The sequence below is a fragment of the Mycobacterium zoologicum genome (assembly GCF_020181635.2).
Classification (GTDB): Bacteria; Actinomycetota; Actinomycetes; order Mycobacteriales; family Mycobacteriaceae; genus Mycobacterium; species Mycobacterium zoologicum.
Genome location: NZ_JAYJJS010000023.1, coordinates 1 through 21,784 on the forward strand (window position 1 = coordinate 1; position 21,784 = coordinate 21,784).

Here is a 21,784-nt window from a genome sequence, read left to right on the forward strand (position 1 = left end):
GGTCGTGGCCGCCGCTTCACCCTGCCCTTGACAAACTTCCCTACATATCAGCCGCCGGTGCCTAAATGGCGGTCCAACTTCGCCTCTCCTCCGTCGAGGCTCGTTAACCGCCGGTGCCTAAACGGCGGCCCAACTTCGCCTCTCCTCCGTCGAGGCTCGTTAACCGCCGGTGATAGTCCGTAGCTGCTGCATCGCCGAGCCCTCGACACTGCGGCGCGCGGCCGGCTCGGCCGGAGGCGGCGGGGCCGGCTGGGCCGGTTGGGCCTGTTGAGCCTGTTGGGCCTGTTGAGCCTGTTGGGCCTGTTGAGCCTGTTGCGCCGCAGCGGCCCGCAACTGCTCGGCCATCGGCTCGGGCAGCTGCACCGGCAGCGGGGTACGCACCGGCATCGGGGTGTCACCGCGACGGACAACGGTGTCCGCCAAGGCTTCCCGGGCCTGCGCGGTCAGCGCGTCCATGGTCTCCGGCCGGCCGTTGACCACGCACCGCACCATCCAGCGATAACCGTCCACGCCGATGAAACGGACGGAGCCGGTCGCCGAACCGAGCACCTCCCGGCCCCACGGGCCGTCGACGATGCTGACGCTGGCGGAGTCCTTACGCAGCGCATCGGCCAACTCGCCGGCCACCTCACGCCACAATCCGGCAGACTTCGGCGCGGCATAGGCCGCGATGTTGAACCGCCCGTTGGCCGTCACCAGCCACACCGCGCTGGGCACACCGGCATCGCTCAGTTCGACCTGAACCTGGGCGCCCTCGGGCATCGGCACCAGCACCGAACCCAAGTCGAGGCGGGCCGTGGTCGCAGCCGCCGGGTCGTCGAAGTCCTCGATGTCGAAAGGGCCGTCGAGCTCCTCGCCGAAGTCGACCTCGTCGTCCTGCGGCTCAAGACCACCCAGGTCCGAATCACCGGTGGGCTCGCCGGCCGATCCGCCTTTGCCCCTACCGAATGCCATCACGCCCACCCATCTTCGTCACTTCGCTATTACAAACTCGCATGGCCGCCCGACGAACCGTGTCCGTCGGCGCCCCGGGTGGTGGCGGCCAGCCCGGCCTCGTCGAACGAGCCCACCTCGACCAGCTCGGGAAGCTCAACCCGCTGGACCAGCAGTTGGGCGATCCGGTCGCCGCGGTGGATCTGGATCGGCGTCGCCGGGTCGAGGTTGATCAACGAGATCTTGACCTCACCGCGATAGCCGGCGTCGATCGTTCCCGGACTGTTCACGATCGAAAGACCAACGCGTGCGGCCAAACCCGACCGTGGATGCACCAAACCCACCATTCCCAACGGTATCGCCACCGCGATGCCGGTGGCCACCAGGGCACGTTCACCAGGGCCCAGTTCGACGTCGACCGCACTGTAGAGGTCGACACCGGCGTCACCGGCATGAGCGCGGCTCGGGAGCGGCAGATCGGGATCCAGGCGGACAACCGCCAGACGTTGCGACACGAGGCGCAAGACTACCCTTAGCCCCGTGTCGGGATCGCATGTCGCATCACAAACGGTGCACTACCGGGAGCAGCTGTGGGTGCCGTGGTGGTGGTGGCCACTGGGATTGCTGGGTACCGGTCTGATGGCCTACGAGGTCCGGCTGGGCCTGCGCAACCTGCCGGGGTGGCTGCCGTTCGCCGCGTTCTTCGCAATGACCGTCGCCGCACTGCTGTGGCTGGGTCGCATCCAGGTGCGGGTCACCGAGAGCGGGGGGCGCAGGCAGCTCTGGGTCGGCGAGGCGCATCTGCCCACCGAGGTGATCGCGCGCAGCGCCGAGGTTCCGCAGTCGGCCAAGTCGGCGGCGCTGGGACGCCAGCTCGATCCCGCGGCCTATGTCGCGCATCGTGGCTGGGTGGGCCCGTTGGTGCTGGTGGTCCTCGACGACCCCGACGACCCGACACCGTATTGGCTGTTCAGTTGCCGGAATCCACAGCGGATGCTGGCGGCCCTGCAGAACGATTGACGGGCGAGGAGGGGTCCGCCCGTCAGGCCACGCAGTCGGTGCAGATCATCACGCCGTTCTTCTCACTGGCCAGACGACTGCGGTGCTGCACCAGGAAACAGCTCGAACAGGTGAATTCGTCGGCTTGTTTGGGGACGACACGCACCGACAGCTCTTCGCCGGACAGGTCCGCGCCGGGCAGCTCGAAGGATTCGGCGGATTCCGATTCGTCGACGTCGACGACGGCAGATTGCGCTTCGTTGCGCCGCGCTTTGAGCTCCTCCAGCGAATCCTCGGAAACATCGTCGCTCTCGGTGCGCCGCGGTGCGTCGTAGTCGGTAGCCATCGTCTTCTCCCCTCACTCCCCTCGTAACCCTGCGCGAGCTTTGTACCAGCGTCGAACGCATCCACCAAATGATTCGTGCCCGGTTCACGGCAAGATCAACTGTGATTTGTATCACATTCATCCCCTGACCACGGTTATCGCCGGTCCGCGCGCCCTTTAGAGTGCGTTACGTGGTCACGCAAATCACCTCCGGCACCGAGTTCGACAAGCATGGCCTGCCGTTCCGGCGGCGCAACAACCGGCCGGCGGCCTACGCCCTGGCCTGCCTGGCCCTGCTGACCGCGGTCGCCTGGGGGGTCGCACTGACCCGGCCGGCCGACGTCCATGAGGTGGCGGTGTGCAACGCGCCGCCGGCTCCGACCGAGCCTGACCAGCCGCGACTGGGCACCAAGGTGGCGAGCGCGGCGATGATCACCGCGACCCCGGCCAAGTTGGCCGAGGTCAAGGCCCGTGTCCTCAACGCCAGCGGGCGGGCCGGGCAGGCCGCCGACACCGCCGACGCGCTGCGCGACGAGGGCTTTCCGCAGCCGACCGCGGCCAACGATCCGATCTACGCAGGCGACCCGCTGGACTGCCACGGCCAGATTCGTTTCGGCCAGGCGGGCCAAGCCGCCGCGGCCGCCGTTTGGCTGGTCGCGCCGTGCGCGGAACTGTTCCGCGACGACCGCACCGACGACTCCGTCGACCTGGCGGTCGGAAGCGACTTCGTCAGCCTGGCGCACAGTGACGACATCGAGGCAGCACTGGCCGGACTGCGTCCGGATGCCACCGGGCTGCCCGACCGGGCCCTGTTGACCAAGATCCATTCCGGCACCTGCTGACCACCGATCGCCGACGACGAGGAGACCCGATGACCGGCACCCAACCGACGCCCGGCCCGGCCGGCGCTTCCGCCGTCCCGACCGGAGGGGTGTGGCCGCAGCGCCGCGGTTTCGGCGTGGACGTGGGCGGCAGCGGGATCAAGGGCGGCGTGGTCGATCTGGACACCGGGACGCTGATCGGCGAACGATTCAAGCTGCCCACCCCCAGCCCCGCCACGCCGACCCTGGTCGCCCAGACCGTCGCGGCGGTGGTCCGGGACTTCGGCTGGACCGGCCCGCTCGGTGTCACCTATCCCGGCGTGGTGGTCGACGGGGTCGTGCAGACCGCCGCCAACGTGGACAGTTCCTGGATCGGTCTCAACGCGCGGGACACGATCGCCGCCGAACTCGACGGCCAACCGGTCACCGTCCTCAACGACGCGGACGCCGCGGGCCTGGCCGAAGTGCGCTTCGGGGCGGGCCGCGACCACCACGGGGTCGTCGTGTTGCTGACGTTCGGGACCGGGATCGGCTCGGCGGTGATACACGACGGAAAACTGTTGCCCAACACCGAACTCGGGCACATCGACGTGGGCGGCAAGGAGGCCGAGCACCGTGCGGCCGCTTCGGTCAAGGAACGCCGCAACTGGTCCATGGAGAAGTGGTCCAAGCAGGTGACGCGGGTGCTGATCGCGATCGAGGACGCCCTGTGCCCCGACCTGATCATCGTGGGTGGCGGCATCAGCCGCAAGGCCGACCGGTGGGTGCCGCTGCTGGGTAACCGGACTCCGGTGGTCGCCGCCACTCTGCAGAACAGCGCGGGGATCGTCGGGGCGGCAATGGCGTCAGCTGCCGACGCCACACACTGAGTTCCGCCGGTTCAGCGATCGCCGCGGCCTGTCGTTACAATGGTCCGCGGCGGCCGACTAACCGATAGCGGCGAACTATCCCGGTTGATCTCCCAACTGATATAGAGCCGATATCCGACATACCCGACACTTTCGGTCGTGCGCAGCCCTGCACACCGGAAGTCAGTCCGACCGAAGGGGTGGACGTGGCAGCGAGCAAGGCACAGCCGGCGACTGAGGAGCCGAAGAAGCGCACCGCCACCAAGGCCGCCGCCAAGACGCCCGTCAAGGCCGCAGCCGCACCGGCCAAGCGCACCGCAGCCAAGGCCACCAAGGCCGCGGCTCCCGCCCGCAAGGCCACCAAGACCACAGCGCGCACGGCGACCAAGAGCGCCCCCGCCAAGAAGGCCGCCGGCGACGCCGACGCCAAGCCCAAGGCCCGCACCAGCCGGGCGAAGAAGGCGACCGCCGCCGAGACCAACGACGCCGAAGCCACTCCCGAGGATCTCGACACCGAACTCGACGGCGAGCCCGGTGACGACGACATCGACGTCGGCGAGGACGTAGCCATCGACGACGACCTCGAAGACGGCGGCACCGACGAAGCCGCGCCCGGACCGGCCGCCGTCGCGGCCGGCAGTGCGGCCGACGAAGAAGACGAAGAGATCGCCGAGCCGAGCGAGAAGGACAAGGCCTCAGGCGATTTCGTCTGGGACGAAGAGGAATCCGAAGCGCTGCGCCAAGCCCGCAAGGACGCCGAGCTCACTGCCTCGGCCGACTCCGTGCGCGCCTACCTCAAGCAGATCGGCAAGGTGGCGCTGCTCAACGCCGAAGAAGAAGTCGAGCTGGCCAAGCGCATCGAGGCCGGCCTGTTCGCCACTCAGAAGATGACCGAGCATTCCGAGAAGGGCGAGAAGCTGGCCGTCGCCTACCGGCGTGACATGGCCTGGATCTGCCGCGACGGCGACCGGGCCAAGAACCACCTGCTGGAGGCCAACCTACGACTGGTGGTGTCGCTGGCCAAGCGTTACACCGGTCGCGGGATGGCGTTCCTGGACCTGATCCAGGAGGGCAACCTTGGCCTGATCCGCGCGGTGGAGAAGTTCGACTACACCAAGGGCTACAAGTTCTCCACCTACGCCACCTGGTGGATCCGCCAGGCGATCACCCGCGCGATGGCCGACCAGGCGCGCACGATCCGTATCCCGGTCCACATGGTCGAGGTGATCAACAAGCTCGGCCGTATCCAGCGCGAACTGCTGCAGGACCTCGGCCGCGAGCCCACGCCCGAAGAGCTCGCCCGCGAGATGGACATCACCCCGGAGAAGGTGCTGGAGATCCAGCAATACGCCCGGGAGCCGATCTCGCTGGACCAGACCATCGGTGACGAGGGCGACTCGCAGCTCGGTGACTTCATCGAGGACTCCGAGGCCGTGGTGGCTGTCGACGCTGTCTCGTTCACCCTCCTGCAGGACCAGCTGCAGTCGGTGCTGGAGACGCTTTCGGAGCGCGAGGCCGGCGTGGTGCGACTGCGCTTCGGCCTGACCGACGGCCAGCCCCGCACGCTCGACGAGATCGGGCAGGTCTACGGGGTGACCCGCGAACGCATCCGTCAGATCGAGTCCAAGACGATGTCGAAGCTGCGGCACCCGAGCCGATCCCAGGTCCTACGCGACTACCTCGACTAACGTCACGCGGATGCCCAAATCGCCGCCGGCGGCAGTGCTCAATGCCGTCAATGCGTTTCGTGGTGGTCTGCAGCGTCTGCGCCAGGCCACCGTCCCCGCCTCCGTCGCCGTCATGGAGCTCGGGTTCGGCGGCTGGCTGACCCAGGCAATGGTCACCGCAGTGCAGCTGGGGATCCCCGATGCACTCAAAGCCGGTCCGCTGACCGCGGAGGATGTCGCACGAACAGCGGGTAGCGATCCGGCCGCCACCTACCGGCTGATGCGTGCATTGGCCAGCCAGTCGGTGTTCAGACTGCGTCAAGACGGCCGATTCGCGCTGACCCGCACCGGCCGCGCCCTGGTCTCCGATGGTCCGGGCAGCGTCGCCTCGATGATCGCGTTCATCGGCCACCCGCGTCACCGCGAGCATTGGTCCCATCTCCAGCACTCGGTGCGGACCGGTGAGACGGCCGTCGCCAAGTTGCGCGGGATGCCGTTTTTCGAGTACCTGGACACCGACCCGGAGCTGGCGCAGGTCTTCAACGACGCCATGACCGGGGCTTCCACGGTCGCGATCGAAAGCGCTGTTCCCGCCTACGATTTCAGCACCAGCAAGCTGATCGTGGATGTCGGTGGCGGGCATGGCGCACTGCTGGCCGCGGTGTTGCGGCAAGCCCCACAGGCACGCGGGGTGCTGTTCGACCTGCCGCAGGTGGTGGCCGGCGCCGGCACGGCGGTGGCCGACGTGGCGTCGCGCTGCGATATCCAGGGCGGGTCATTCTTCGAGTCGATTCCCCCGGACGGCGATACCTACCTGCTCAAGACCGTCATCCACGACTGGGACGACGAGAAGTCCCTGGCGATCTTGCGCAACATCCGCAGTGTCATCGCGCCACACGGCAAGGTGCTGCTGATCGAGATGGTGCTGCCCGACGGCGCGCCCGCCCACCCGGGGTTTCTGCTCGACTTGGAGATGCTGGTGGCCGGCAGCGGCCAGGAACGCACCGAGCGCGAGTACGCCGAGCTGCTGGCCAAGGCGGGATTCGAGCTTCGTCGGGTGGTGCCCACCACCGGCCCGATGTCGATCGTCGAAGCCCGAGCCGTCTGAGACGGACGCCGATCATGCCGACCGATGCACCCCGGACGTTCTCCGCACTACTCAAGCGGGCGGTGGACCACGGTCACCTGGCGCCGGCCGATGCCGATCTGGACCCCGCGGTGCTGGCCGCCCTCAACGCGGTGGCCGCCGCGTGGCCCCGGGTGCCCGTCGCGCTGATCAACAAGGCACAGAACACGTTCGCCCGCAGCGAACGAACCAGGGTCAGCGCGGCCAAGCCCACCACCCCGATCAACATCAATCCGCCGCGTCGAACCGCCCGTCCGGGCCCGGCTGATACGCCCTGACGCCGACCACCGCGTCGGTCGGCAACGGCCCGTACAGATGCGGGAACAGCATCGCATCCGGATCGCCCGGCACGCCGGGCTCCCACCGCACCGGCGCCCCCACTTTTGTTGAATCCACTTGCAGCAGAACGAGATCCGTTCGCCCTTGGTATAACCGGTTTGCGGGCAGATGCACCTGCTCCGGTGTGGACAGATGCACGAAGCCGACGTCGTCCAGGGACTCCGGACGCAGTGCCCCGCTGCGCTGGGCGCTCGCCCAGTCCCGGTCGCTGCACAGGTGCACGAGGATGCCGTTGTCGTTCATCGATCCGATCCTGCCGCACCGGCGCGTGTGGTGACACACGACACAGCCAAAGCCGGGAACAACGCCGAACGCGCAAGCGTCTGACACACTTGACTGACCCGCGAGATACGGAGGAGCCCATGAACGCGACTCTGACCAGTCCTGAGCTCACTCGGGCTGATCGATGCGACCGGTGCGGCGCCGCCGCCCAGGTGCGCGCCACGCTGCCCTCCGGAGCCGAGCTGCTCTTCTGCCAGCACCACGCCAACGAGCACGAAGCCAAGCTGGTCGAGCTGGCCGCCGTGCTGCACACCAGTTCCGCGGGCGAGGTCTAGATCCAACACGCCGACGGCAGCGATTGTGCGGTAGCACCTTCCGTCAGGAATGCTGGGCTGGTCATGACTGACCAAATCCCCAGACCTTCCCGTAGCCACCTCCTGCGCATTGCGCGCCGCACCCTGGTCAAGAGCTGGGACGACTCGATCTTCGCCGAGTCGGCCCAGGCCGGCTTCTGGTCGGTGCTGTCGCTGCCACCGCTGCTGCTCGGGATGCTGGGCAGCCTGTCCTATGTGGCGCCGCTGTTCGGCCCGGACACCCTGGGGACCATCCAGGACCGGCTGATCGGCATGGCCAGCAGCTTCTTCTCGAAGAACGTCGTGGTCGAGATCATCGAACCCACGGTGCGCGACATCGTCGCCAACGCACGCGGCGAGGTGGTGTCACTGGGCTTCGTCATCTCGCTGTGGGCCGGTTCGTCGGCGGTCTCGGCCTTTGTCGACTCGGTGGTCGAGGCGCACGGGCAGACACCGCTGCGCCATCCGGTGCGCCAGCGATTCTTCGCACTGGGCCTCTACGTGGCGATGCTGGTGATCGCGGTGGCCTGCGCGCCGTTCGCCGCCCTGGGGCCGCACGCGGTGGCCGAACACCTGCCGGAAAGCTGGACAGATCTGCTGCGGTTCGCCTACTACCCCACGCTGGTGTTGGGCCTGCTGGTGTCTGTGACCGTCCTCTACCGCGTTTCACTGCCCAGGCCACTGCCCTCGCATCGCCTGGTGATCGGGGCCGTGCTGGCCACCACGGTATTCGTGGTCGCCACCATGGGCTTGCGGATCTACCTGCGCTACATCACCAGCACCGGCTACACCTATGGCGCGTTGGCCACGCCGATAGCATTCCTGCTGTTCGCGTTTCTGCTGGGCTTCGCGATCATGATGGGCGCGGAGTTGAACGCCGCCATCCAGGAGGAGTGGCCGGCACAGACCACGCACCTGCACCAGTTCCGCAACTGGGTGGTGTCACACACCGGCCGGGTCGGTCATGACACCGATCCGGTCAATCCTTCTTGAGGGTGGCGTAGATCCGCTTGCAGTCCGGGCAGACCGGCGACCCGGGCTTGGCCGACTTGGTCACCGGGAAAACCTCGCCGCACAACGCGACGACGTGCGTGCCCATCACCGCGCTCTCGGCGATCTTGTCCTTCTTGACGTAATGGAAATACTTCGGGGTATCGCCATCAGTCCCGTCGTCGACGCGTTCATCGGCATCGGTGCGTTCGAGGGTGTCGGTCTGGATTCCCATCGCTCCATTGTGCCCTGCCACTCCCAAGCGCAGGTGTGGGACAGTGGAAACATGAGGCACGGCCCCGAGTTGGGTTTCGACGACGAAGGCCGGCCGGTGCTCATCACCGCCGCCGCACCGTCCTATGAGCAGCAGCACCGCGAACGGGTGCGCAAATATCTGTTGCTGATGGCGTTCCGTGTTCCGGCACTGATACTGGCCGCGGTGGCCTACAACTTGTGGCACAACGGCCTGATCTCGCTGCTGATCCTGCTCGGGTCGATCCCGCTGCCGTGGATGGCGGTGCTGATCGCCAACGACCGGCCGCCCCGCAGCGCCGAGGAGCCCCGCAGATACGAGGCCGCGCCGACCCACACCCCGCTGTTCCCCACCGGCTCACGCCCCGAGCTTGAGCACCCGGGAACCGGCCCAAACTCCGATGAGCCTCCCGGCGAATCGCCGCAAGGTACCGGTTCTTAGTACATTCTCAAAATCTAAGGCCCGTTTCCGCACGTCAAGAGGTGTGGAAAAGCGATCCCGCGGGAACTCTGCACCCGAGTCGAGCGTTGTCACCTGTGACAGCTGAAGCCGATCAACGGGAGGCCGCAATGGCAAGGGCAGATGCAACCATCAGTCGGATCGACAGGGATCTGGACTCTCAGAGCCCAGCCGCCGACCTGGTTCGGGTGTACCTCAACGGCATCGGCAAGACCGCACTGCTCAACGCCGCCGACGAGGTCGAGCTCGCCAAACGTATCGAGGCCGGGCTCTACGCACAGCATCTACTCGACAGCCGCCCACGGTTCGGCGAGAAGCGCAAGCGCGAACTGGCCATCGTGGCCCGCGACGGCCAGGCGGCCCGCCAGCACCTGCTCGAAGCCAATCTGCGCCTGGTCGTGTCGCTGGCCAAGCGCTACACCGGGCGGGGCATGCCCCTGCTGGACCTGATCCAGGAAGGCAACCTGGGCCTGATCCGCGCGATGGAGAAGTTCGACTACGCAAAGGGATTCAAGTTCTCCACCTACGCCACCTGGTGGATTCGCCAGGCCATCACCCGCGGCATGGCCGATCAGAGCCGCACCATCCGACTGCCTGTCCACCTGGTCGAACAGGTCAACAAGCTGGCCCGGATCAAGCGCGAGATGCACCAGCAGCTCGGCCGCGAGGCCACCGACGAGGAACTGTCCGCCGAGTCGGGTATTCCGGTGGAGAAGATCAACGACCTGCTGGAGCACAGCCGCGACCCGGTGAGCCTGGACATGCCGGTCGGCTCCGACGAGGAGGCCCCGCTGGGTGACTTCATCGAGGACTCCGAGGCGATGTCGGCGGAGAACGCGGTGATCGCCGAGTTGCTGCACACCGACATTCGCAGTGTGCTGGCGACCCTCGACGAGCGTGAGCACCAGGTGATCCGCCTGCGCTTCGGACTCGACGACGGTCAGCCGCGCACGCTCGACCAGATCGGCAAGCTCTTCGGGCTGTCCCGCGAGCGGGTCCGCCAGATCGAGCGCGAGGTGATGTCGAAGCTACGTCACGGCGACCGGGCCGACCGGCTGCGTTCCTACGCGAGCTGACGCACCGTTGCGCCGGGCCGCCGAAGTAGACTCGGCGGCGACGGAAGGCGCCGAATGAATGACTTGGTCGATACCACCGAGATGTACCTCAGGACGATCTACGACCTTGAGGAAGAAGGTGTCACCCCGCTGCGCGCGCGGATTGCCGAGCGCCTGGAGCAGAGTGGGCCGACCGTCAGCCAGACGGTGTCCCGGATGGAGCGCGACGGGCTGCTGAGGGTGGCCGGCGATCGACACCTCGAACTCACCGAGAAGGGTCGCAACCTGGCCGTGTCGGTGATGCGCAAGCACCGGCTCGCCGAACGGCTGCTGGTCGACATCATCGGCCTGCCGTTGGAGGACGTCCACGCCGAGGCGTGCCGGTGGGAGCACGTGATGAGCGAGGACGTCGAGCGCCGCCTGGTGCAGGTGCTCGACAACCCAACCACCTCACCCTTCGGCAACCCGATTCCCGGGCTACCGGATCTGGGTTTCGGCGGGGACTCCCGCGGCTGGGATTCCGACCTGGTCCGGCTGACCGAGCTGCCGGCCGGTGCGGCGGTGGCGGTGGTTGTGCGTCAGCTCACCGAACACGTCCAGGGCGACATCGACCTGATCACCCGACTCAAGGAGGCGGGCGTGGTTCCCAACGCCCGGGTGACCGTCGAGGCCGACGAGGACGACGGCGTCACCATCGTGATTCCCGGACACACCGACGTGAGCCTGCCCTACGAGATGGCCCACGCGGTCAAGGTCCAGAAGGTCTGACCCGGTTCAGCCCGCCCGCTGACCGAGTTCCTGGCGTTGGGGCAACCGCACCCCGAGCTGCCGCGCCAACCGGTAGCCGGTATCGGCCAATCCTCGGATCCGATCCGGCCGCAGCCCCGACTGCAGGGCCGTGTCGAGTAGGCCCGCCATCCGGTGCTGGGGCACACATCGCAGTGCGGCATCCAGCGACACCCCGGCCAGCGGCCCGTCCCCGCGCGCGTAGGCGCTGAACGCCACCAGCACCAGAGCCTCGGCCCGCCACGGTTCGGGAAGGCTTCGCGCCAGGGTTGACCACAGCATCTCGGCGGCGCCGGAATGCTCACTGATCGCCAACGCACACAGGGTGTCCCGGACCAGCACGTCGCTCAACGAGGCACCCAGCCGGGCCAGTTCGGTGCCACCCGGCATCCGGCCGACGGCCATTGCAACGATGGCCGCCACCGCCTGTTCGACGTCCCGGCGGGCCAGTCCGCGGGCATCGCCGGCTGCTGCGGCGGCCCGGTCTGCCGCGGCGTCGTCGATCGCGGCGGCCACAGCGGCGCTGCGCGCCGCGTCGTCGGGGGCGATCACCGCCTGCAGGTCCGACCGCCGGCGATAGAGCGCTCGGCCCTCCAGCACCGCTGCGGCGGCCAGCGGGGAGGCTGCGGGGTCATCGACTGTGCCGCCCGCACCGCAGCCGTCAGCACAGTGCCAGCGCCCGCCGGGCGCCACCTCATCGACCACGTGCGCCGCGAGCAGCCCGATGTCGTTGCGCGACAGCTCCTGCTCCAGTGCGCCGATCAGTCTGCGGTGCTCGTCGCTGCAGACCGGACAGCAGGCGCCGTGCGCGTCGACGATCACCGCGATGGCCTTTTCCGGTGCCGCGGCTGCGGCAACATCGGCAAGGTGGCCGATCGAGTCGGCGAGCTCCTCGGACAGGTCGACCCGCAGCACCGAGCCGAGCTCGCCATCGTCGACCGACACCAGGACCAGGGAGCTCTCCGGCACGAAGCCGAGGATGGCCGGCAGCGCTGCGATCAGCGCTCCGGGACGACTGAGGGTGAATTCCGGTTGCTTGGTTGTCATGACAGCAACGGTGACGACCACCACCGTCACCAAGGGCACGCCGGATCATCGAAGGCCGCCGCGCTGGGGATGAACCGGCAACTGTGAACAAGGGGTGTTCGACGTACACGACGCGGTGAATGAAGGTAAGTGTCAGTGTCATGGATTCGAAACGTGAGTACGACGTCGTCGTCATCGGTTCAGGTCCCGGGGGACAGAAGGCCGCGATCGCCTCGGCCAAACTCGGCAAGTCCGTCGCGGTCATCGAGCGCGGCCGGATGATCGGCGGCGTCTGTGTCAACACCGGCACCATTCCGTCCAAGACACTGCGTGAGGCGGTGCTCTACCTGACCGGGATGAGCCAACGCGAACTGTACGGGGCCAGCTATCGGGTCAAGGACAAGATCACCCCCGCCGATCTGCTCGCACGCACCCAGCACGTGATCGGCAAGGAAATCGAAGTCGTGCGAAACCAGTTGATGCGCAACCGCATCGATCTGCTCGTCGGCCACGGCCGATTCATCGACCCGCACACGATCGTCGTCGAAGAGTCCCAGCGCGCCGAAAAAACCACCGTCACAGGCGATTACATCGTCATCGCCACCGGCACCCAACCCGTCCGGCCACCCGGGGTTGCCTTCGACGAGGAACGGGTGCTGGACTCCGACGGAATCCTCGACCTACGGTTCATCCCGTCCTCGATGGTGGTGGTCGGCGCCGGCGTCATCGGGATCGAGTACGCATCGATGTTCGCCGCGTTGGGAACCCGGGTGACGGTGGTAGAGAAGCGCGATTCGATGCTGGAGTTCTGCGACCCCGAAGTGGTTGAGGCGCTGCGTTTTCACCTGCGCGATCTGGCGGTGACCTTCCGGTTCGGCGAGGAGGTTACCGCTGTCGAGGTCAGCCCGACCGGGACGGTCACCACCTTGGCCAGCGGCAAGCAGATTCCCGCCGAGACGGTGATGTATTCCGCCGGCCGCCAAGGGCATACCGCTCACCTCGACCTGGCGGCTGCCGGCCTGGAGGCCGACCCCAGGGGCCGTATCGTGGTCGACGACGACTACCGCACACCGGTGGAACACATCTACGCCGTCGGGGACGTGATCGGCTTCCCCGCGTTGGCCGCCACCTCGATGGAGCAGGGCCGGCTGGCCGCCTACCACGCATTCGGCGAACCGACCGATGGAATCACCGACCTGCAGCCGATCGGGATCTATTCCATTCCCGAAGTCTCCTACGTGGGCAAGACCGAACTGGAACTCACCCGCAACGCGGTGCCCTACGAGGTGGGCGTGGCGCGTTATCGGGAGCTGGCCCGCGGCCAGATCGCCGGCGACTCCTACGGAATGCTCAAGCTGCTGGTGTCCACCACCGATCTCACTCTGCTCGGTGTACACATATTCGGGACCAACGCCACCGAGATGGTGCACATCGGGCAGGCGATCATGGGGTGCGGTGGCACGGTAGAATACCTGGTCGACGCGGTCTTCAACTATCCGACGTTCTCCGAGGCCTACAAGAACGCCGGACTGGACGTGATGAACAAGATGCGGGCCCTGCAACAGTTCCGCGGCTGAAAGCGCCAGCCCGCAGCGATTCACCGCTGAGCGAACTCCTCATGCCCGGGGGAATTCGCCCGGCACCCGCGCGCGTTGCCCACCACATGTGGAGCATCGGTTTCCCGGTGCGGCCCGACTTGGGGGAAACTAGACCGTGCGATCCACATGTGAGATCCGCGCAACGAGGAGGCGAAGGCCATGGCCGATCACCCGGACCGGCACTACCAGCCCGACCAGAGTGGCATGTACGAGCTGGAGGTTCCGGCGCCGCAGCTGACGACACCGGACGGCGAGGGTCCGGTCCTGATCCATGCGCTGGAGGGCTTCTCCGACGCCGGTCACGCGATCCGGCTGGCGGCCGGCCATCTCAAGGCCGCCCTCGATAGCGAGTTGGTGGCGTCGTTCGCGATCGACGACCTGCTGGACTACCGGTCCCGGCGTCCGCTGATGACGTTCAAGTCCGATCACTTCACCCACTACACCGAACCCGAGCTCAGCCTGTACGCCCTGCGTGACAGTGCGGGCACACCCTTCCTCCTGCTGGCGGGCATGGAACCCGACCTGAAGTGGGAGCGATTCATCACCGCGGTGCGACTGTTGGCCGAGCGACTCGGCGTGCGGCGGACCATCGGTCTGGGCACCATCCCGATGGCCGTTCCGCACACCCGGCCGGTGACTCTGACCGCGCACTCGAGCAACCGTGAGCTGATCACCGACTTCACTCCGTGGATCACCGAGGTCCAGGTCCCCGGCAGCGCCTCCAACTTGTTGGAGTACCGGATGGCCCAGCACGGCCACGAGGTGGTCGGGTTCACCGTGCATGTGCCGCACTACGTGTCCCAGACCGACTACCCCGAGGCGGCCGAGGCACTGCTCAAGCAGGCCGCCAAGACCGGGGCCCTGGAGCTGCCGCTGGCCGAACTCAGCACGGCGGCCGCCGCCATCCGCACCAAGATCGACGAGCAGGTCGGGGCGAGCGACGAGGTGGCGCAGGTGGTCACCGCACTGGAACGCCAGTACGACGCGTTCGTCTCGGCCCAGGAGAATCGGTCACTGCTGGCTCGCGACGAGGATCTGCCCAGCGCTGATGAGCTCGGCGCCGAGTTCGAACGGTTCCTGGCCCAGGAGGCCCGGAAGAACAGCGACGACGACTAGCTTCGCCGGAGTGACGCGGTGAGGTGATTCTGCGACGGCTGGCCGACCGCGCCCATGTCCATGGTGTAGGACAACTCGTCGCCGTCGAGGCGATAGTGCCGGCTCAGCGCCGACACCTCCTTGGCCGTAGGCGTCAGGCCGATGGTCGGCGCGGACATCTGCAGGTCGATCCGGTTGCCGTCGACCGTGTATCCGCCCACCTCGATCTCGGTGATGCCGCTCGGGTGCGCCAGCACCCATTCGATGCGGCCCGGCTCCGGCACCCGCAAGTAGCCGGTCTCGGCGTGCAACGGCAGGCCGTCGGCGGCGGATCTGGTCTTCTGGCCGTAAACGAAAAACGGCTTGCCGACGTGGGAGAACACCACCTCTTCGAGGTAGTCGAATGATGTGATCGTGGGATAGATACCGCGGCCTCGGCCGGACCAGGTGCCCAACAGCGGAGCCAGTTCGACGAGATTGGGATGCAGGTCGGGTGCCATGGCGCAAGCGTAGTGCGCCGAGACGCTCGCCGGCCCTCAACTGGTGCTGGGAACCTCACGGTGTTCGCGCAGCGCTTCGATCTCCCGCTCGAAGTCGGCCGCCGACGAGAACGAGCGGTATACCGAGGCGAATCGCAGGTAGGCCACTTCGTCGAGTTCGCGTAGCGGGCCGAGGATCGCCAAACCGACTTCGTGGCTGGGGATCTCGGGTGAACCCGCGGCGCGTACCGCGTCCTCCACCTGCTGGGCCAACAGATTCAGCGCGTCGTCGTCGACCTGGCGGCCCTGACAGGCCCGGCGCACCCCGCTGACGACCTTCTCCCGGCTGAACGGCTCGGTGACTCCGCTGCGCTTGACCACCGCCAGTACCGCGGTCTCCACCGTGGAGAACCGGCGGCCGCACTCGGGGCACGAGCGCCGGCGCCGGATTGACTGGCCCTCATCGGTTTCGCGGGAATCCACCACCCGTGAGTCTGGATGGCGACAAAACGGGCAGTGCACGGCCGCTCCTTCGCCCTCGGGCCACTGGGACAACTGTGAGCGTACCTGCGCGACCATCGGACGGCGGCCCGCCGTCGCCGCGAATCGCGGCCGGGCGGACACCTCGGGTCAGCCGATCGGCGCGATCAGCGGCTGACCGGCGTCCAGCGTGCCCGACTCGAGGGCGTTGAGCTCGCGGATCCGCTCGACCACCTGATGAGTGGGCGCGTCGGGGGCGACCCGGGCCGCCAGGTGCTGCAGGCTCTCCCCGCTCTGGACCCGCACCACGCCAAGGTGATCCGGTACCGCGGGAGCGCTTCCAGCCGTCGCCGCGCCGAACTGTGCAACCAGCCCGAGCCACACCGTGAACGCCGCAGCGATCAGAGCGAGCAGCACCGTGGTACCCGGGGTGATCGGGCGCGGACGGTGCGCGGCGCGCGACATCGACACACCGGTCCCGCGGTGCCGCAGGGGCTCGCCACCGGGCCGGGAGCGGGCCAGCCGCACCGGGCGAGTCGACACCGGGCGCCTGCGGGCCGGCGCGGGGGCCCCGGCCCGGCCATAGGCCGACGCAGGCGCAGACGCAGCCCGGTCGAAGGTCGGGGCGAACGTGTCGGTGAGCATCATGTGCGGTTCTCCCTCACTCGTAGTCGGCGAGCCTGTTCGCTCGACTGTTCGAATCATAATCGATAATACGTTCGATATCCGAACATGTGATCGATTCGTTGTCGAACACGTTAGCGGGCCCCTCCGACAACCCGGCCCGTCGAGCGCCACCCTTCGAACGTCCGCGCGACACACCTCGAACACATGTTTGATAATTCGTTTCGAGGCGACTACATTCGCACCCATGAGCGACAGCAGCAGTAATACGCCGACCAGCTCGCCGGACTCACCGTTGACCGCGCGGCAGCGCACCATCCTCGATGTCATCCGCGCATCGGTGAACGAACGCGGCTACCCGCCGAGCATCCGTGAGATCGGCGACGCGGTCGGGCTGACCTCGACGTCGTCGGTCGCACACCAGCTGCGCACGCTGGAGCGCAAGGGCTATCTGCGCCGCGATCCCAACCGCCCACGCGCCGTCGACGTGCGCGGCGCGGACGACTCCACGGTCGGCGCCGCGCGCACCGACCTCGCGGGCTCGGACGCACTGCCCGAACCCACCTTCGTGCCGGTTCTGGGCCGGATCGCCGCCGGTGGACCGATCCTGGCCGAGGAGGCGGTCGAGGACGTGTTCCCACTCCCCCGCGAACTCGTGGGCGAAGGCGAGCTGTTCCTGCTCAAGGTGGTGGGCGAATCGATGGTGGACGCCGCGATCTGCGATGGCGACTGGGTGGTGGTTCGTCAGCAGAACGTCGCCGACAACGGCGATATCGTCGCCGCGATGATCGACGGCGAAGCCACCGTCAAGACCTTCAAGCGCACCGGTGGCCAGGTCTGGCTGATGCCGCACAACCCCGTTTTCGACCCGATCCCGGGCAACGACGCGGTGGTGCTGGGCAAGGTCGTGACGGTCATCCGCAAGATCTGACGGCACACCGCCGTCAGTCCCAGCCTCAGCCGATACCGGCCAGTGCGAAGAACTCCTGACGGGACCGTCCGTCGGTGCGCAGCGTGCCCAGCAGGGTTGAGGTGACGGTGGTCGATCCGCTGGCATGCACCCCGCGCAACGTCATGCAGCTGTGCTCTGCACGAAGAACCACTCCCACAGCACGCGGCTGCAGGTGGTCGGTGAGCCAGTCGGCGACCTGCTTGGTCAGCCGCTCCTGCACCTGCGGGCGGGCGGCGAAGTAGTCGACGACCCGGGCCAGCTTGGACAGGCCGAGGATGCGCTCGCCGGGCAGGTAGCCGACGCACGCGGTCCCGGTGAATGGCAGCAGGTGGTGCTCGCAGACCGACCGGAACGGGATGTCTCGGACCAGGACCAGCTCGTCGTACCGCCCGTCGTTGGGGAACGTGGTGGCCTCGAACGGCTTCGGGGCGAACATCTCGGCGTAGGCGCGGGCCATCCGGCGCGGCGTGTTACGCAGCTGCTCGTCGGCGGTGGAGATACCCAGCGCGTGCAGGAATGCCGCGGCGGCCTGTTCAGCGGCGTCCAGGTCCGGAACCGGACGGTCAGCCACCCGCAGGTCGGCGTACACGGCCACTGACATCTAAGCCTCCCCTATGACAATCAGCATTGCGTTTAGATTGACCACACCCGACCCTATTTGTCAAAACTAATTGGTGTTACATTGGGGTGATGAGCACCCCAGCCAGCGGCGGCCTTGATCCGCTAGCCGGGTTGAGCAGCCTGGACGACCCGGTACGGCAACGGCTCTACCACTACATCGCCTCGTGCGACGACCCCGTGGCCCGCGACGACGCCGCGGTAGCCGCCGGCATCAGTCGCACCTTGGCGGCCTACCACCTCGACAAGCTCGCAGAGGCGGGAATCCTCTCGGTGAGTTACGCCAGGCCGGCCGGCCGCTCCGGTCCGGGCGCCGGGCGCCCCGCCAAGCGCTACGAGCGCACCCGCAATGAGCTCTCGGTGAGCGTGCCACCACGCAATTACGGGTTGCTGGCCGACCTGCTGATCACCGCGATGGACGCCGATGGCGACGGCACGGTGCGCACCTCGGTCTGGTCGGCGGCACGCCGGGCAGGCCGGATCACGGCGGCCCAACACGGCATCCTCGATGCGCTGCGGGAACACGGCTACGAGCCGGCGGTCACCGACGACGGCGACATCGAACTGCGCAACTGCCCGTTCGAACGACTGGCCCGGGAGCACACCGAAACGGTATGCGGGCTCAATCTGCAACTGATCCAGGGCATGTTGGAGGGCATCGACGTGTCGCCGCAGCAGGCAGACCTGACACCCTGCGAGCGGAGGTGCTGCGTCACCGTCCGCGCACCCGGGCGCATCGGCCGACATCGGTGAACGTGCTGGAGACACTGGGACTCAGCGTCCCGGTCATGCAGGCAGGTATGGGCGGCGGCGTGACCAGTGCCGAGCTGGCCGCCGCGGTCTCGGCCGCAGGCGGACTTGGCACCATCGGGCTGAGTGACCCGCGCAGCTTCGCCACCGAGCTGCATCGTGCCGTGGCGATGGCCGGCGGCCGACCGGTGGCGGCCAACCTACTGGTGCCCTTCACCCACCGGGCCCACATCGACGCCTGCATCGCGACCGGCGCCGCGCTGGTGGTCTTCCATGACGGCGCTCCCGGTCGCTGGATCGCCGCCCTGCGGGCGGCCCGCATTCTCGTGCTGTGCTCGGCCGGTGATGCCGGCCAGGCCCGCCGGGCATTGGCTGCCGGCGCCGACGGGCTGGTCGCGCAGGGCGTCGAGGCGGGCGGCCATCTGGTGGCCGACCGACCGCTCTCGGTGGTGCTGCCCGAAGTACTCGATGCCGCCAACGGCGCTCCGGTGCTGGCGGCCGGCGGCATCGCCGACGGCGACGACGTCTCCGCCCTCCTCGCGGCCGGGGCCGTCGGAGCGGTCGCCGGAACCCGCTTCCTGCTCACCGAGGAATCACGCGCACACCCGGGCTACAAGCAGAGGGTGCTGGGCGCGCAGCGAACCATCCGCACGATGCTGTTCGGGATGGGGTGGCCGCTCGCGCACCGGGTCGTTCCGAACGCCGCAACCGAACGCTGGTGTGCACGAGACGAACTGGGCCCTGCGGTGGCGCGGGGATTCAACCGGATCAGCGCACCGCTGAGTAGGTTGCTGCCCATCAGCGCCCAGGGCACGATCCTGGCGGCGCAGCGGATCTCGGTACCGCTCTACACCCCGGCGCTGCCGCTGGCGGGAATGCACCCCGCCATCGTCGACCGGTCAGCTCTGTATGCCGGTGAGACCATCCACCGCATCCACGACATCGTTCCCGCCGCCGAGGCGCTGGCGCGCCTGACGCCCTGATCAGCCGGCTTTGGTGAACCCGTTGAGCCGGGCGGCCTCCTCGGTGGCGAACCAGATCTCAGCGAGCGTGTCGTCGTAGAGCGCGTTCTGCGGCGTGTAGTAGAGCCCCGAACCGATGTTCGCCTTGATCGGGTAACCGGCCGGCTGCTGGTAGGGATCGTCCAACGGCAGGTGCATCACCGGGTGAGACGACTCGTCGGCGGTGAAGCCGCGTGGCTCCGCCACACCGAACAGCCCCGGTTCGGGCGCTCCGTAGGAGCGCGGCTCCGGCGCGCCATACGAGCGCGGCTCTGCGCCTGAGGACTCGTGACCGACCGCGTGCCGGCCGGTGCCGAACTCGTCGGCGACCACCCGGGTCGGCGCGGTGTCGGTGTCGTCATCGTCGTCGTCATCGGCGGCGGCGGCGGCTTCCGATTCGCCGTAGTGCAACCAGGGCGCGCTCGGAATCGACTGGGAGGGTAGGTCGGTCTCTGCTGTCGCCCCGAACGATGTGCCGTAGCGGCTGGGCAACCGAACCGTGCCCTCGTGATCGTTCTGCTCGTGGTGCGCCCACTGCTGGTCTTCGTCGTCGTGGTCGTAGTCGTCGTTGACAGGCGGCATCGGGACCGGCACCCGCGCCGGGGCCGGCGCCGGCGCTGCGGCCGACTGGCGGCGCTGCCACCACATGACCCCACCCGCCACGGCACCCAGCACCGCGAGCACCCCGACCGGGATCAGCACCCACAGCCAGTTCCAGTGCCCCTCTTCACCGGCACCGGTCGACGTGGCGGTGCTGCCCTCGGGCAGGTTCGCCCCGGGTATCTGCAGACCCGACAGCTGCTGGGCCAGCTTGGCCGGCTCGGTGCTGTAGGCGTTTGTGGCCTGGTTCCAGCTGACAAGCCCGCCGGTGAACTTCTGCGACACCACATCGCCGTCGACGGTCTGGTCACCCACCGGGGCACCCAACGCCCCGGAGGCGCCGTCCAGCTTGTCCCAGGCGACCTTCATCGCGCCCCGCACGACGAACGCGCCGTTGTCGGGGCTGAAGAAGATCACCGGCTCGTCGTCGGCGGCGAACGCGCTGAACTTGCTGCCGCTCAGCTGTCCGTCGGCGGTGCTGGTGATCGGGAAACCCAGGTCACTTCCGGCCGGACCGCCCAGCGACTCGTACTTGGCCAGGACGTCACCGTCGATCGCATTCGCGCCGGTCGCCGGGCTGAAGTAGACCTTGCCGCGGGCGAAATCCTGGCCCACACCGTCATTGGGGACCCCGTACTCGCCGCCCTGCTTGGCCCCGAGCGACCCCGACGGGCCGCCCGCACCGCGCCAGGCCTGGTCGATCGCCGCAGTCGGGTCCAGTTGAACCTTCAGCTCAGCCAGCTTGGCCGCCAGATCCGGCGGCTGCGTGGTGAACGTCCGAGTGGCACCGTCGAAGGACAGCACACCGTTGCTGAACTTCTGGGTGACCACGGCACCGACGTAGTTCTCGTCGTCGATCGGCACCCCGAGGGCACCGGTTGAGCTGCCCAGCTCGTCCCAGGCGGCGTTGATCGGTCCGCGGACGACGTGCGCGCCGTGCTCGCCCGTCCAGTAGATCAGCGGCTTGTCGTCGCCGGACAGCAGGACCACCCGGCTGTCGGGAACCAGCCCGGGGACCTCGTCGCCGGTGGGGAATCCCAGGTCACTGTCCGCCGCGCCGCCCAACGACTGGTACTTGTCGAGGATCGCGCCGTATAGCGCCTTGGCGCCGGTCTCCGGCGTGTAGAACATCGCGCCGCCGGCGAACTCCTGAGCGAATCCGGCACCGGCCGGGTGCACGTCACCTTTGGGGGCACCCAGCGGTGACCCGTCTCCACCGGCGGCCTCCCAGGCCGCGGTGATGGCGTCATGGGCGTCGCTGTCCGGCGTGGCCGCTGCAGTGTGCACCGAAAACAGCAAGGCGACCGAGGCCGCCAGGCCGAGCGTCACACGCACCGCCGTCTTGCCGAATCGATCTCTCCGACTAGTCACCAGCCCTCCCAGGC

Annotated in this window: 27 protein-coding genes; 16 read left to right on the forward strand and 11 right to left on the reverse strand. The window is 68.0% G+C overall.

What is annotated here, in order from left to right; genetic code table 11:
* Window positions 1-159: 159 nt before the first annotated feature.
* Window positions 160-954: a DUF3710 domain-containing protein gene (locus tag K6T84_RS17325; protein WP_225400247.1), complete on the reverse strand. Its 795-nt coding sequence runs from the start codon at window positions 952-954 to the stop codon at window positions 160-162.
* A 29-nt stretch (window positions 955-983) separates the two neighbouring features.
* Window positions 984-1,448, reverse strand: coding sequence for a dUTP diphosphatase (gene dut / locus K6T84_RS17330; protein WP_224860930.1), 465 nt, complete (start codon window positions 1,446-1,448; stop codon window positions 984-986).
* 25 nt (window positions 1,449-1,473) lie between these two features.
* On the opposite strand from dut, the gene K6T84_RS17335 reads away from it, so the two are divergent.
* The gene (locus K6T84_RS17335) at window positions 1,474-1,953 is read left to right on the forward strand and encodes a DUF3093 domain-containing protein (protein WP_224860932.1); all 480 of its coding nucleotides are present in this window, start codon (window positions 1,474-1,476) and stop codon (window positions 1,951-1,953) included.
* Window positions 1,954-1,975: 22 nt separating this feature from the next.
* On the opposite strand, the gene K6T84_RS17340 is transcribed toward K6T84_RS17335, so the two are convergent.
* Window positions 1,976-2,278 carry a DUF4193 domain-containing protein gene (locus K6T84_RS17340; protein ID WP_224860934.1) on the reverse strand — a complete coding sequence of 101 codons (303 nt, stop codon included), beginning with the start codon at window positions 2,276-2,278 and terminating at the stop codon, window positions 1,976-1,978.
* 170 nt (window positions 2,279-2,448) lie between these two features.
* Here K6T84_RS17340 and cei point away from each other — a divergent pair, with 170 nt between their 5' ends.
* The 5 genes from cei (at window position 2,449) to K6T84_RS17365 (ending at window position 6,997) form a co-directional block, all read left to right on the forward strand.
* Window positions 2,449-3,099: an envelope integrity protein Cei gene (gene cei / locus K6T84_RS17345; protein ID WP_224860936.1), complete on the forward strand. Its 651-nt coding sequence runs from the start codon at window positions 2,449-2,451 to the stop codon at window positions 3,097-3,099.
* Between the two features lie 29 nt (window positions 3,100-3,128).
* Window positions 3,129-3,947 (forward strand): polyphosphate--glucose phosphotransferase, encoded by an 819-nt coding sequence (ppgK, locus tag K6T84_RS17350; RefSeq protein ID WP_224860938.1) that lies wholly within the window; start codon window positions 3,129-3,131, stop codon window positions 3,945-3,947.
* A gap of 185 nt (window positions 3,948-4,132) precedes the next feature.
* Window positions 4,133-5,614, forward strand: coding sequence for an RNA polymerase sigma factor (locus K6T84_RS17355; RefSeq protein WP_408066135.1), 1,482 nt, complete (start codon window positions 4,133-4,135; stop codon window positions 5,612-5,614).
* A gap of 10 nt (window positions 5,615-5,624) precedes the next feature.
* Complete coding sequence (locus K6T84_RS17360) at window positions 5,625-6,701, forward strand: methyltransferase (protein WP_224860942.1); 1,077 nt, start codon at window positions 5,625-5,627, stop codon at window positions 6,699-6,701.
* 14 nt (window positions 6,702-6,715) lie between these two features.
* On the forward strand, window positions 6,716-6,997 hold the full coding sequence (locus tag K6T84_RS17365) for a hypothetical protein (protein ID WP_224860944.1): 282 nt from the start codon (window positions 6,716-6,718) through the stop codon (window positions 6,995-6,997).
* Here K6T84_RS17365 and K6T84_RS17370 read toward each other — a convergent pair.
* Entirely contained in the window at window positions 6,948-7,301 is a 354-nt protein-coding gene (locus K6T84_RS17370) for a DUF952 domain-containing protein (RefSeq protein WP_224860946.1), read from the reverse strand. The genes K6T84_RS17365 and K6T84_RS17370 overlap by 50 nt on opposite strands.
* Window positions 7,302-7,420: 119 nt before the next feature.
* On the opposite strand from K6T84_RS17370, the gene K6T84_RS17375 reads away from it, so the two are divergent.
* Together K6T84_RS17375 and K6T84_RS17380 are read left to right on the forward strand one after the other, a co-directional pair.
* Window positions 7,421-7,615 (forward strand): DUF7455 domain-containing protein, encoded by a 195-nt coding sequence (locus K6T84_RS17375; protein ID WP_224860948.1) that lies wholly within the window; start codon window positions 7,421-7,423, stop codon window positions 7,613-7,615.
* A 63-nt stretch (window positions 7,616-7,678) separates the two neighbouring features.
* Complete coding sequence (locus K6T84_RS17380) at window positions 7,679-8,626, forward strand: YihY/virulence factor BrkB family protein (protein ID WP_224860950.1); 948 nt, start codon at window positions 7,679-7,681, stop codon at window positions 8,624-8,626.
* On the opposite strand, the gene K6T84_RS17385 is transcribed toward K6T84_RS17380, so the two are convergent.
* On the reverse strand, window positions 8,613-8,852 hold the full coding sequence (locus K6T84_RS17385; RefSeq protein WP_224865833.1) for a DUF3039 domain-containing protein: 240 nt from the start codon (window positions 8,850-8,852) through the stop codon (window positions 8,613-8,615). The two genes, K6T84_RS17380 and K6T84_RS17385, sit on opposite strands and share 14 nt — an antisense overlap.
* Before the next feature lie 39 nt (window positions 8,853-8,891).
* On the opposite strand from K6T84_RS17385, the gene K6T84_RS17390 reads away from it, so the two are divergent.
* The 3 genes from K6T84_RS17390 (at window position 8,892) to K6T84_RS17400 (ending at window position 11,158) form a co-directional block, all read left to right on the forward strand.
* Entirely contained in the window at window positions 8,892-9,317 is a 426-nt protein-coding gene (locus K6T84_RS17390) for a DUF3099 domain-containing protein (RefSeq protein ID WP_225402027.1), read from the forward strand.
* Between the two features lie 128 nt (window positions 9,318-9,445).
* Window positions 9,446-10,411 (forward strand): sigma-70 family RNA polymerase sigma factor, encoded by a 966-nt coding sequence (locus tag K6T84_RS17395; protein ID WP_224860952.1) that lies wholly within the window; start codon window positions 9,446-9,448, stop codon window positions 10,409-10,411.
* 54 nt (window positions 10,412-10,465) lie between these two features.
* The gene (locus tag K6T84_RS17400) at window positions 10,466-11,158 is read left to right on the forward strand and encodes an iron-dependent transcriptional repressor DtxR (RefSeq protein WP_224860954.1); all 693 of its coding nucleotides are present in this window, start codon (window positions 10,466-10,468) and stop codon (window positions 11,156-11,158) included.
* Between the two features lie 6 nt (window positions 11,159-11,164).
* On the opposite strand, the gene K6T84_RS17405 is transcribed toward K6T84_RS17400, so the two are convergent.
* Window positions 11,165-12,223, reverse strand: a complete 1,059-nt coding sequence (locus K6T84_RS17405) for a DUF4192 domain-containing protein (protein WP_225400248.1) — start codon at window positions 12,221-12,223, stop codon at window positions 11,165-11,167.
* A gap of 140 nt (window positions 12,224-12,363) precedes the next feature.
* On the opposite strand from K6T84_RS17405, the gene sthA reads away from it, so the two are divergent.
* A complete protein-coding gene (gene sthA / locus K6T84_RS17410; protein WP_225400249.1) occupies window positions 12,364-13,779 on the forward strand; it encodes a Si-specific NAD(P)(+) transhydrogenase in 1,416 nt (471 codons plus the stop codon).
* A 180-nt stretch (window positions 13,780-13,959) separates the two neighbouring features.
* Window positions 13,960-14,916: a proteasome assembly chaperone family protein gene (locus K6T84_RS17415; protein ID WP_224860960.1), complete on the forward strand. Its 957-nt coding sequence runs from the start codon at window positions 13,960-13,962 to the stop codon at window positions 14,914-14,916.
* On the opposite strand, the gene K6T84_RS17420 is transcribed toward K6T84_RS17415, so the two are convergent.
* The 3 genes from K6T84_RS17420 to K6T84_RS17430 form a co-directional block, all read right to left on the reverse strand.
* On the reverse strand, window positions 14,913-15,395 hold the full coding sequence (locus tag K6T84_RS17420; protein ID WP_225396400.1) for a peroxynitrite isomerase: 483 nt from the start codon (window positions 15,393-15,395) through the stop codon (window positions 14,913-14,915). The two genes, K6T84_RS17415 and K6T84_RS17420, sit on opposite strands and share 4 nt — an antisense overlap.
* Window positions 15,396-15,431: 36 nt before the next feature.
* Window positions 15,432-15,896: a transcriptional regulator NrdR gene (gene nrdR / locus K6T84_RS17425; protein WP_224860964.1), complete on the reverse strand. Its 465-nt coding sequence runs from the start codon at window positions 15,894-15,896 to the stop codon at window positions 15,432-15,434.
* A gap of 108 nt (window positions 15,897-16,004) precedes the next feature.
* Window positions 16,005-16,502 (reverse strand): LysM peptidoglycan-binding domain-containing protein, encoded by a 498-nt coding sequence (locus K6T84_RS17430; protein ID WP_224860966.1) that lies wholly within the window; start codon window positions 16,500-16,502, stop codon window positions 16,005-16,007.
* A 223-nt stretch (window positions 16,503-16,725) separates the two neighbouring features.
* Between K6T84_RS17430 and lexA the strand changes: the two genes are divergently transcribed.
* On the forward strand, window positions 16,726-17,409 hold the full coding sequence (lexA, locus tag K6T84_RS17435) for a transcriptional repressor LexA (protein ID WP_224860968.1): 684 nt from the start codon (window positions 16,726-16,728) through the stop codon (window positions 17,407-17,409).
* A 25-nt stretch (window positions 17,410-17,434) separates the two neighbouring features.
* Here lexA and folE read toward each other — a convergent pair whose 3' ends face one another.
* The gene (gene folE, locus K6T84_RS17440) at window positions 17,435-18,031 is read right to left on the reverse strand and encodes a GTP cyclohydrolase I FolE (RefSeq protein ID WP_224860970.1); all 597 of its coding nucleotides are present in this window, start codon (window positions 18,029-18,031) and stop codon (window positions 17,435-17,437) included.
* 89 nt (window positions 18,032-18,120) lie between these two features.
* Here folE and K6T84_RS17445 point away from each other — a divergent pair, with 89 nt between their 5' ends.
* Window positions 18,121-18,801: a helix-turn-helix transcriptional regulator gene (locus tag K6T84_RS17445; protein WP_224860972.1), complete on the forward strand. Its 681-nt coding sequence runs from the start codon at window positions 18,121-18,123 to the stop codon at window positions 18,799-18,801.
* Entirely contained in the window at window positions 18,753-19,781 is a 1,029-nt protein-coding gene (locus K6T84_RS17450) for an NAD(P)H-dependent flavin oxidoreductase (protein WP_224860974.1), read from the forward strand. The genes K6T84_RS17445 and K6T84_RS17450 overlap by 49 nt, the downstream gene beginning before the upstream one ends.
* Here K6T84_RS17450 and K6T84_RS17455 read toward each other — a convergent pair whose 3' ends face one another.
* Window positions 19,782-21,770 (reverse strand): LGFP repeat-containing protein, encoded by a 1,989-nt coding sequence (locus tag K6T84_RS17455; protein WP_225400250.1) that lies wholly within the window; start codon window positions 21,768-21,770, stop codon window positions 19,782-19,784.
* Window positions 21,771-21,784: the final 14 nt, after the last annotated feature.

Bases quoted from the DNA above. Each gene is read 5' to 3' on its own strand.
- K6T84_RS17325 (WP_225400247.1), bottom strand. From the start codon at position 954: ATGGCATTCGGTAGGGGCAAAGGCGGATCGGCCGGCGAGCCCACCGGT.
- K6T84_RS17340 (WP_224860934.1), bottom strand. From the start codon at position 2,278: ATGGCTACCGACTACGACGCACCGCGGCGCACCGAGAGCGACGATGTT.
- ppgK (WP_224860938.1), top strand. From the start codon at position 3,129: ATGACCGGCACCCAACCGACGCCCGGCCCGGCCGGCGCTTCCGCCGTC.
- K6T84_RS17360 (WP_224860942.1), top strand. From the start codon at position 5,625: ATGCCCAAATCGCCGCCGGCGGCAGTGCTCAATGCCGTCAATGCGTTT.
- K6T84_RS17365 (WP_224860944.1), top strand. From the start codon at position 6,716: ATGCCGACCGATGCACCCCGGACGTTCTCCGCACTACTCAAGCGGGCG.
- K6T84_RS17370 (WP_224860946.1), bottom strand. From the start codon at position 7,301: ATGAACGACAACGGCATCCTCGTGCACCTGTGCAGCGACCGGGACTGG.
- K6T84_RS17375 (WP_224860948.1), top strand. From the start codon at position 7,421: ATGAACGCGACTCTGACCAGTCCTGAGCTCACTCGGGCTGATCGATGC.
- K6T84_RS17380 (WP_224860950.1), top strand. From the start codon at position 7,679: ATGACTGACCAAATCCCCAGACCTTCCCGTAGCCACCTCCTGCGCATT.
- K6T84_RS17395 (WP_224860952.1), top strand. From the start codon at position 9,446: ATGGCAAGGGCAGATGCAACCATCAGTCGGATCGACAGGGATCTGGAC.
- K6T84_RS17400 (WP_224860954.1), top strand. From the start codon at position 10,466: ATGAATGACTTGGTCGATACCACCGAGATGTACCTCAGGACGATCTAC.
- K6T84_RS17405 (WP_225400248.1), bottom strand. From the start codon at position 12,223: ATGACAACCAAGCAACCGGAATTCACCCTCAGTCGTCCCGGAGCGCTG.
- sthA (WP_225400249.1), top strand. From the start codon at position 12,364: ATGGATTCGAAACGTGAGTACGACGTCGTCGTCATCGGTTCAGGTCCC.
- K6T84_RS17415 (WP_224860960.1), top strand. From the start codon at position 13,960: ATGGCCGATCACCCGGACCGGCACTACCAGCCCGACCAGAGTGGCATG.
- K6T84_RS17420 (WP_225396400.1), bottom strand. From the start codon at position 15,395: ATGGCACCCGACCTGCATCCCAATCTCGTCGAACTGGCTCCGCTGTTG.
- K6T84_RS17430 (WP_224860966.1), bottom strand. From the start codon at position 16,502: ATGATGCTCACCGACACGTTCGCCCCGACCTTCGACCGGGCTGCGTCT.
- lexA (WP_224860968.1), top strand. From the start codon at position 16,726: ATGAGCGACAGCAGCAGTAATACGCCGACCAGCTCGCCGGACTCACCG.
- folE (WP_224860970.1), bottom strand. From the start codon at position 18,031: ATGTCAGTGGCCGTGTACGCCGACCTGCGGGTGGCTGACCGTCCGGTT.
- K6T84_RS17445 (WP_224860972.1), top strand. From the start codon at position 18,121: ATGAGCACCCCAGCCAGCGGCGGCCTTGATCCGCTAGCCGGGTTGAGC.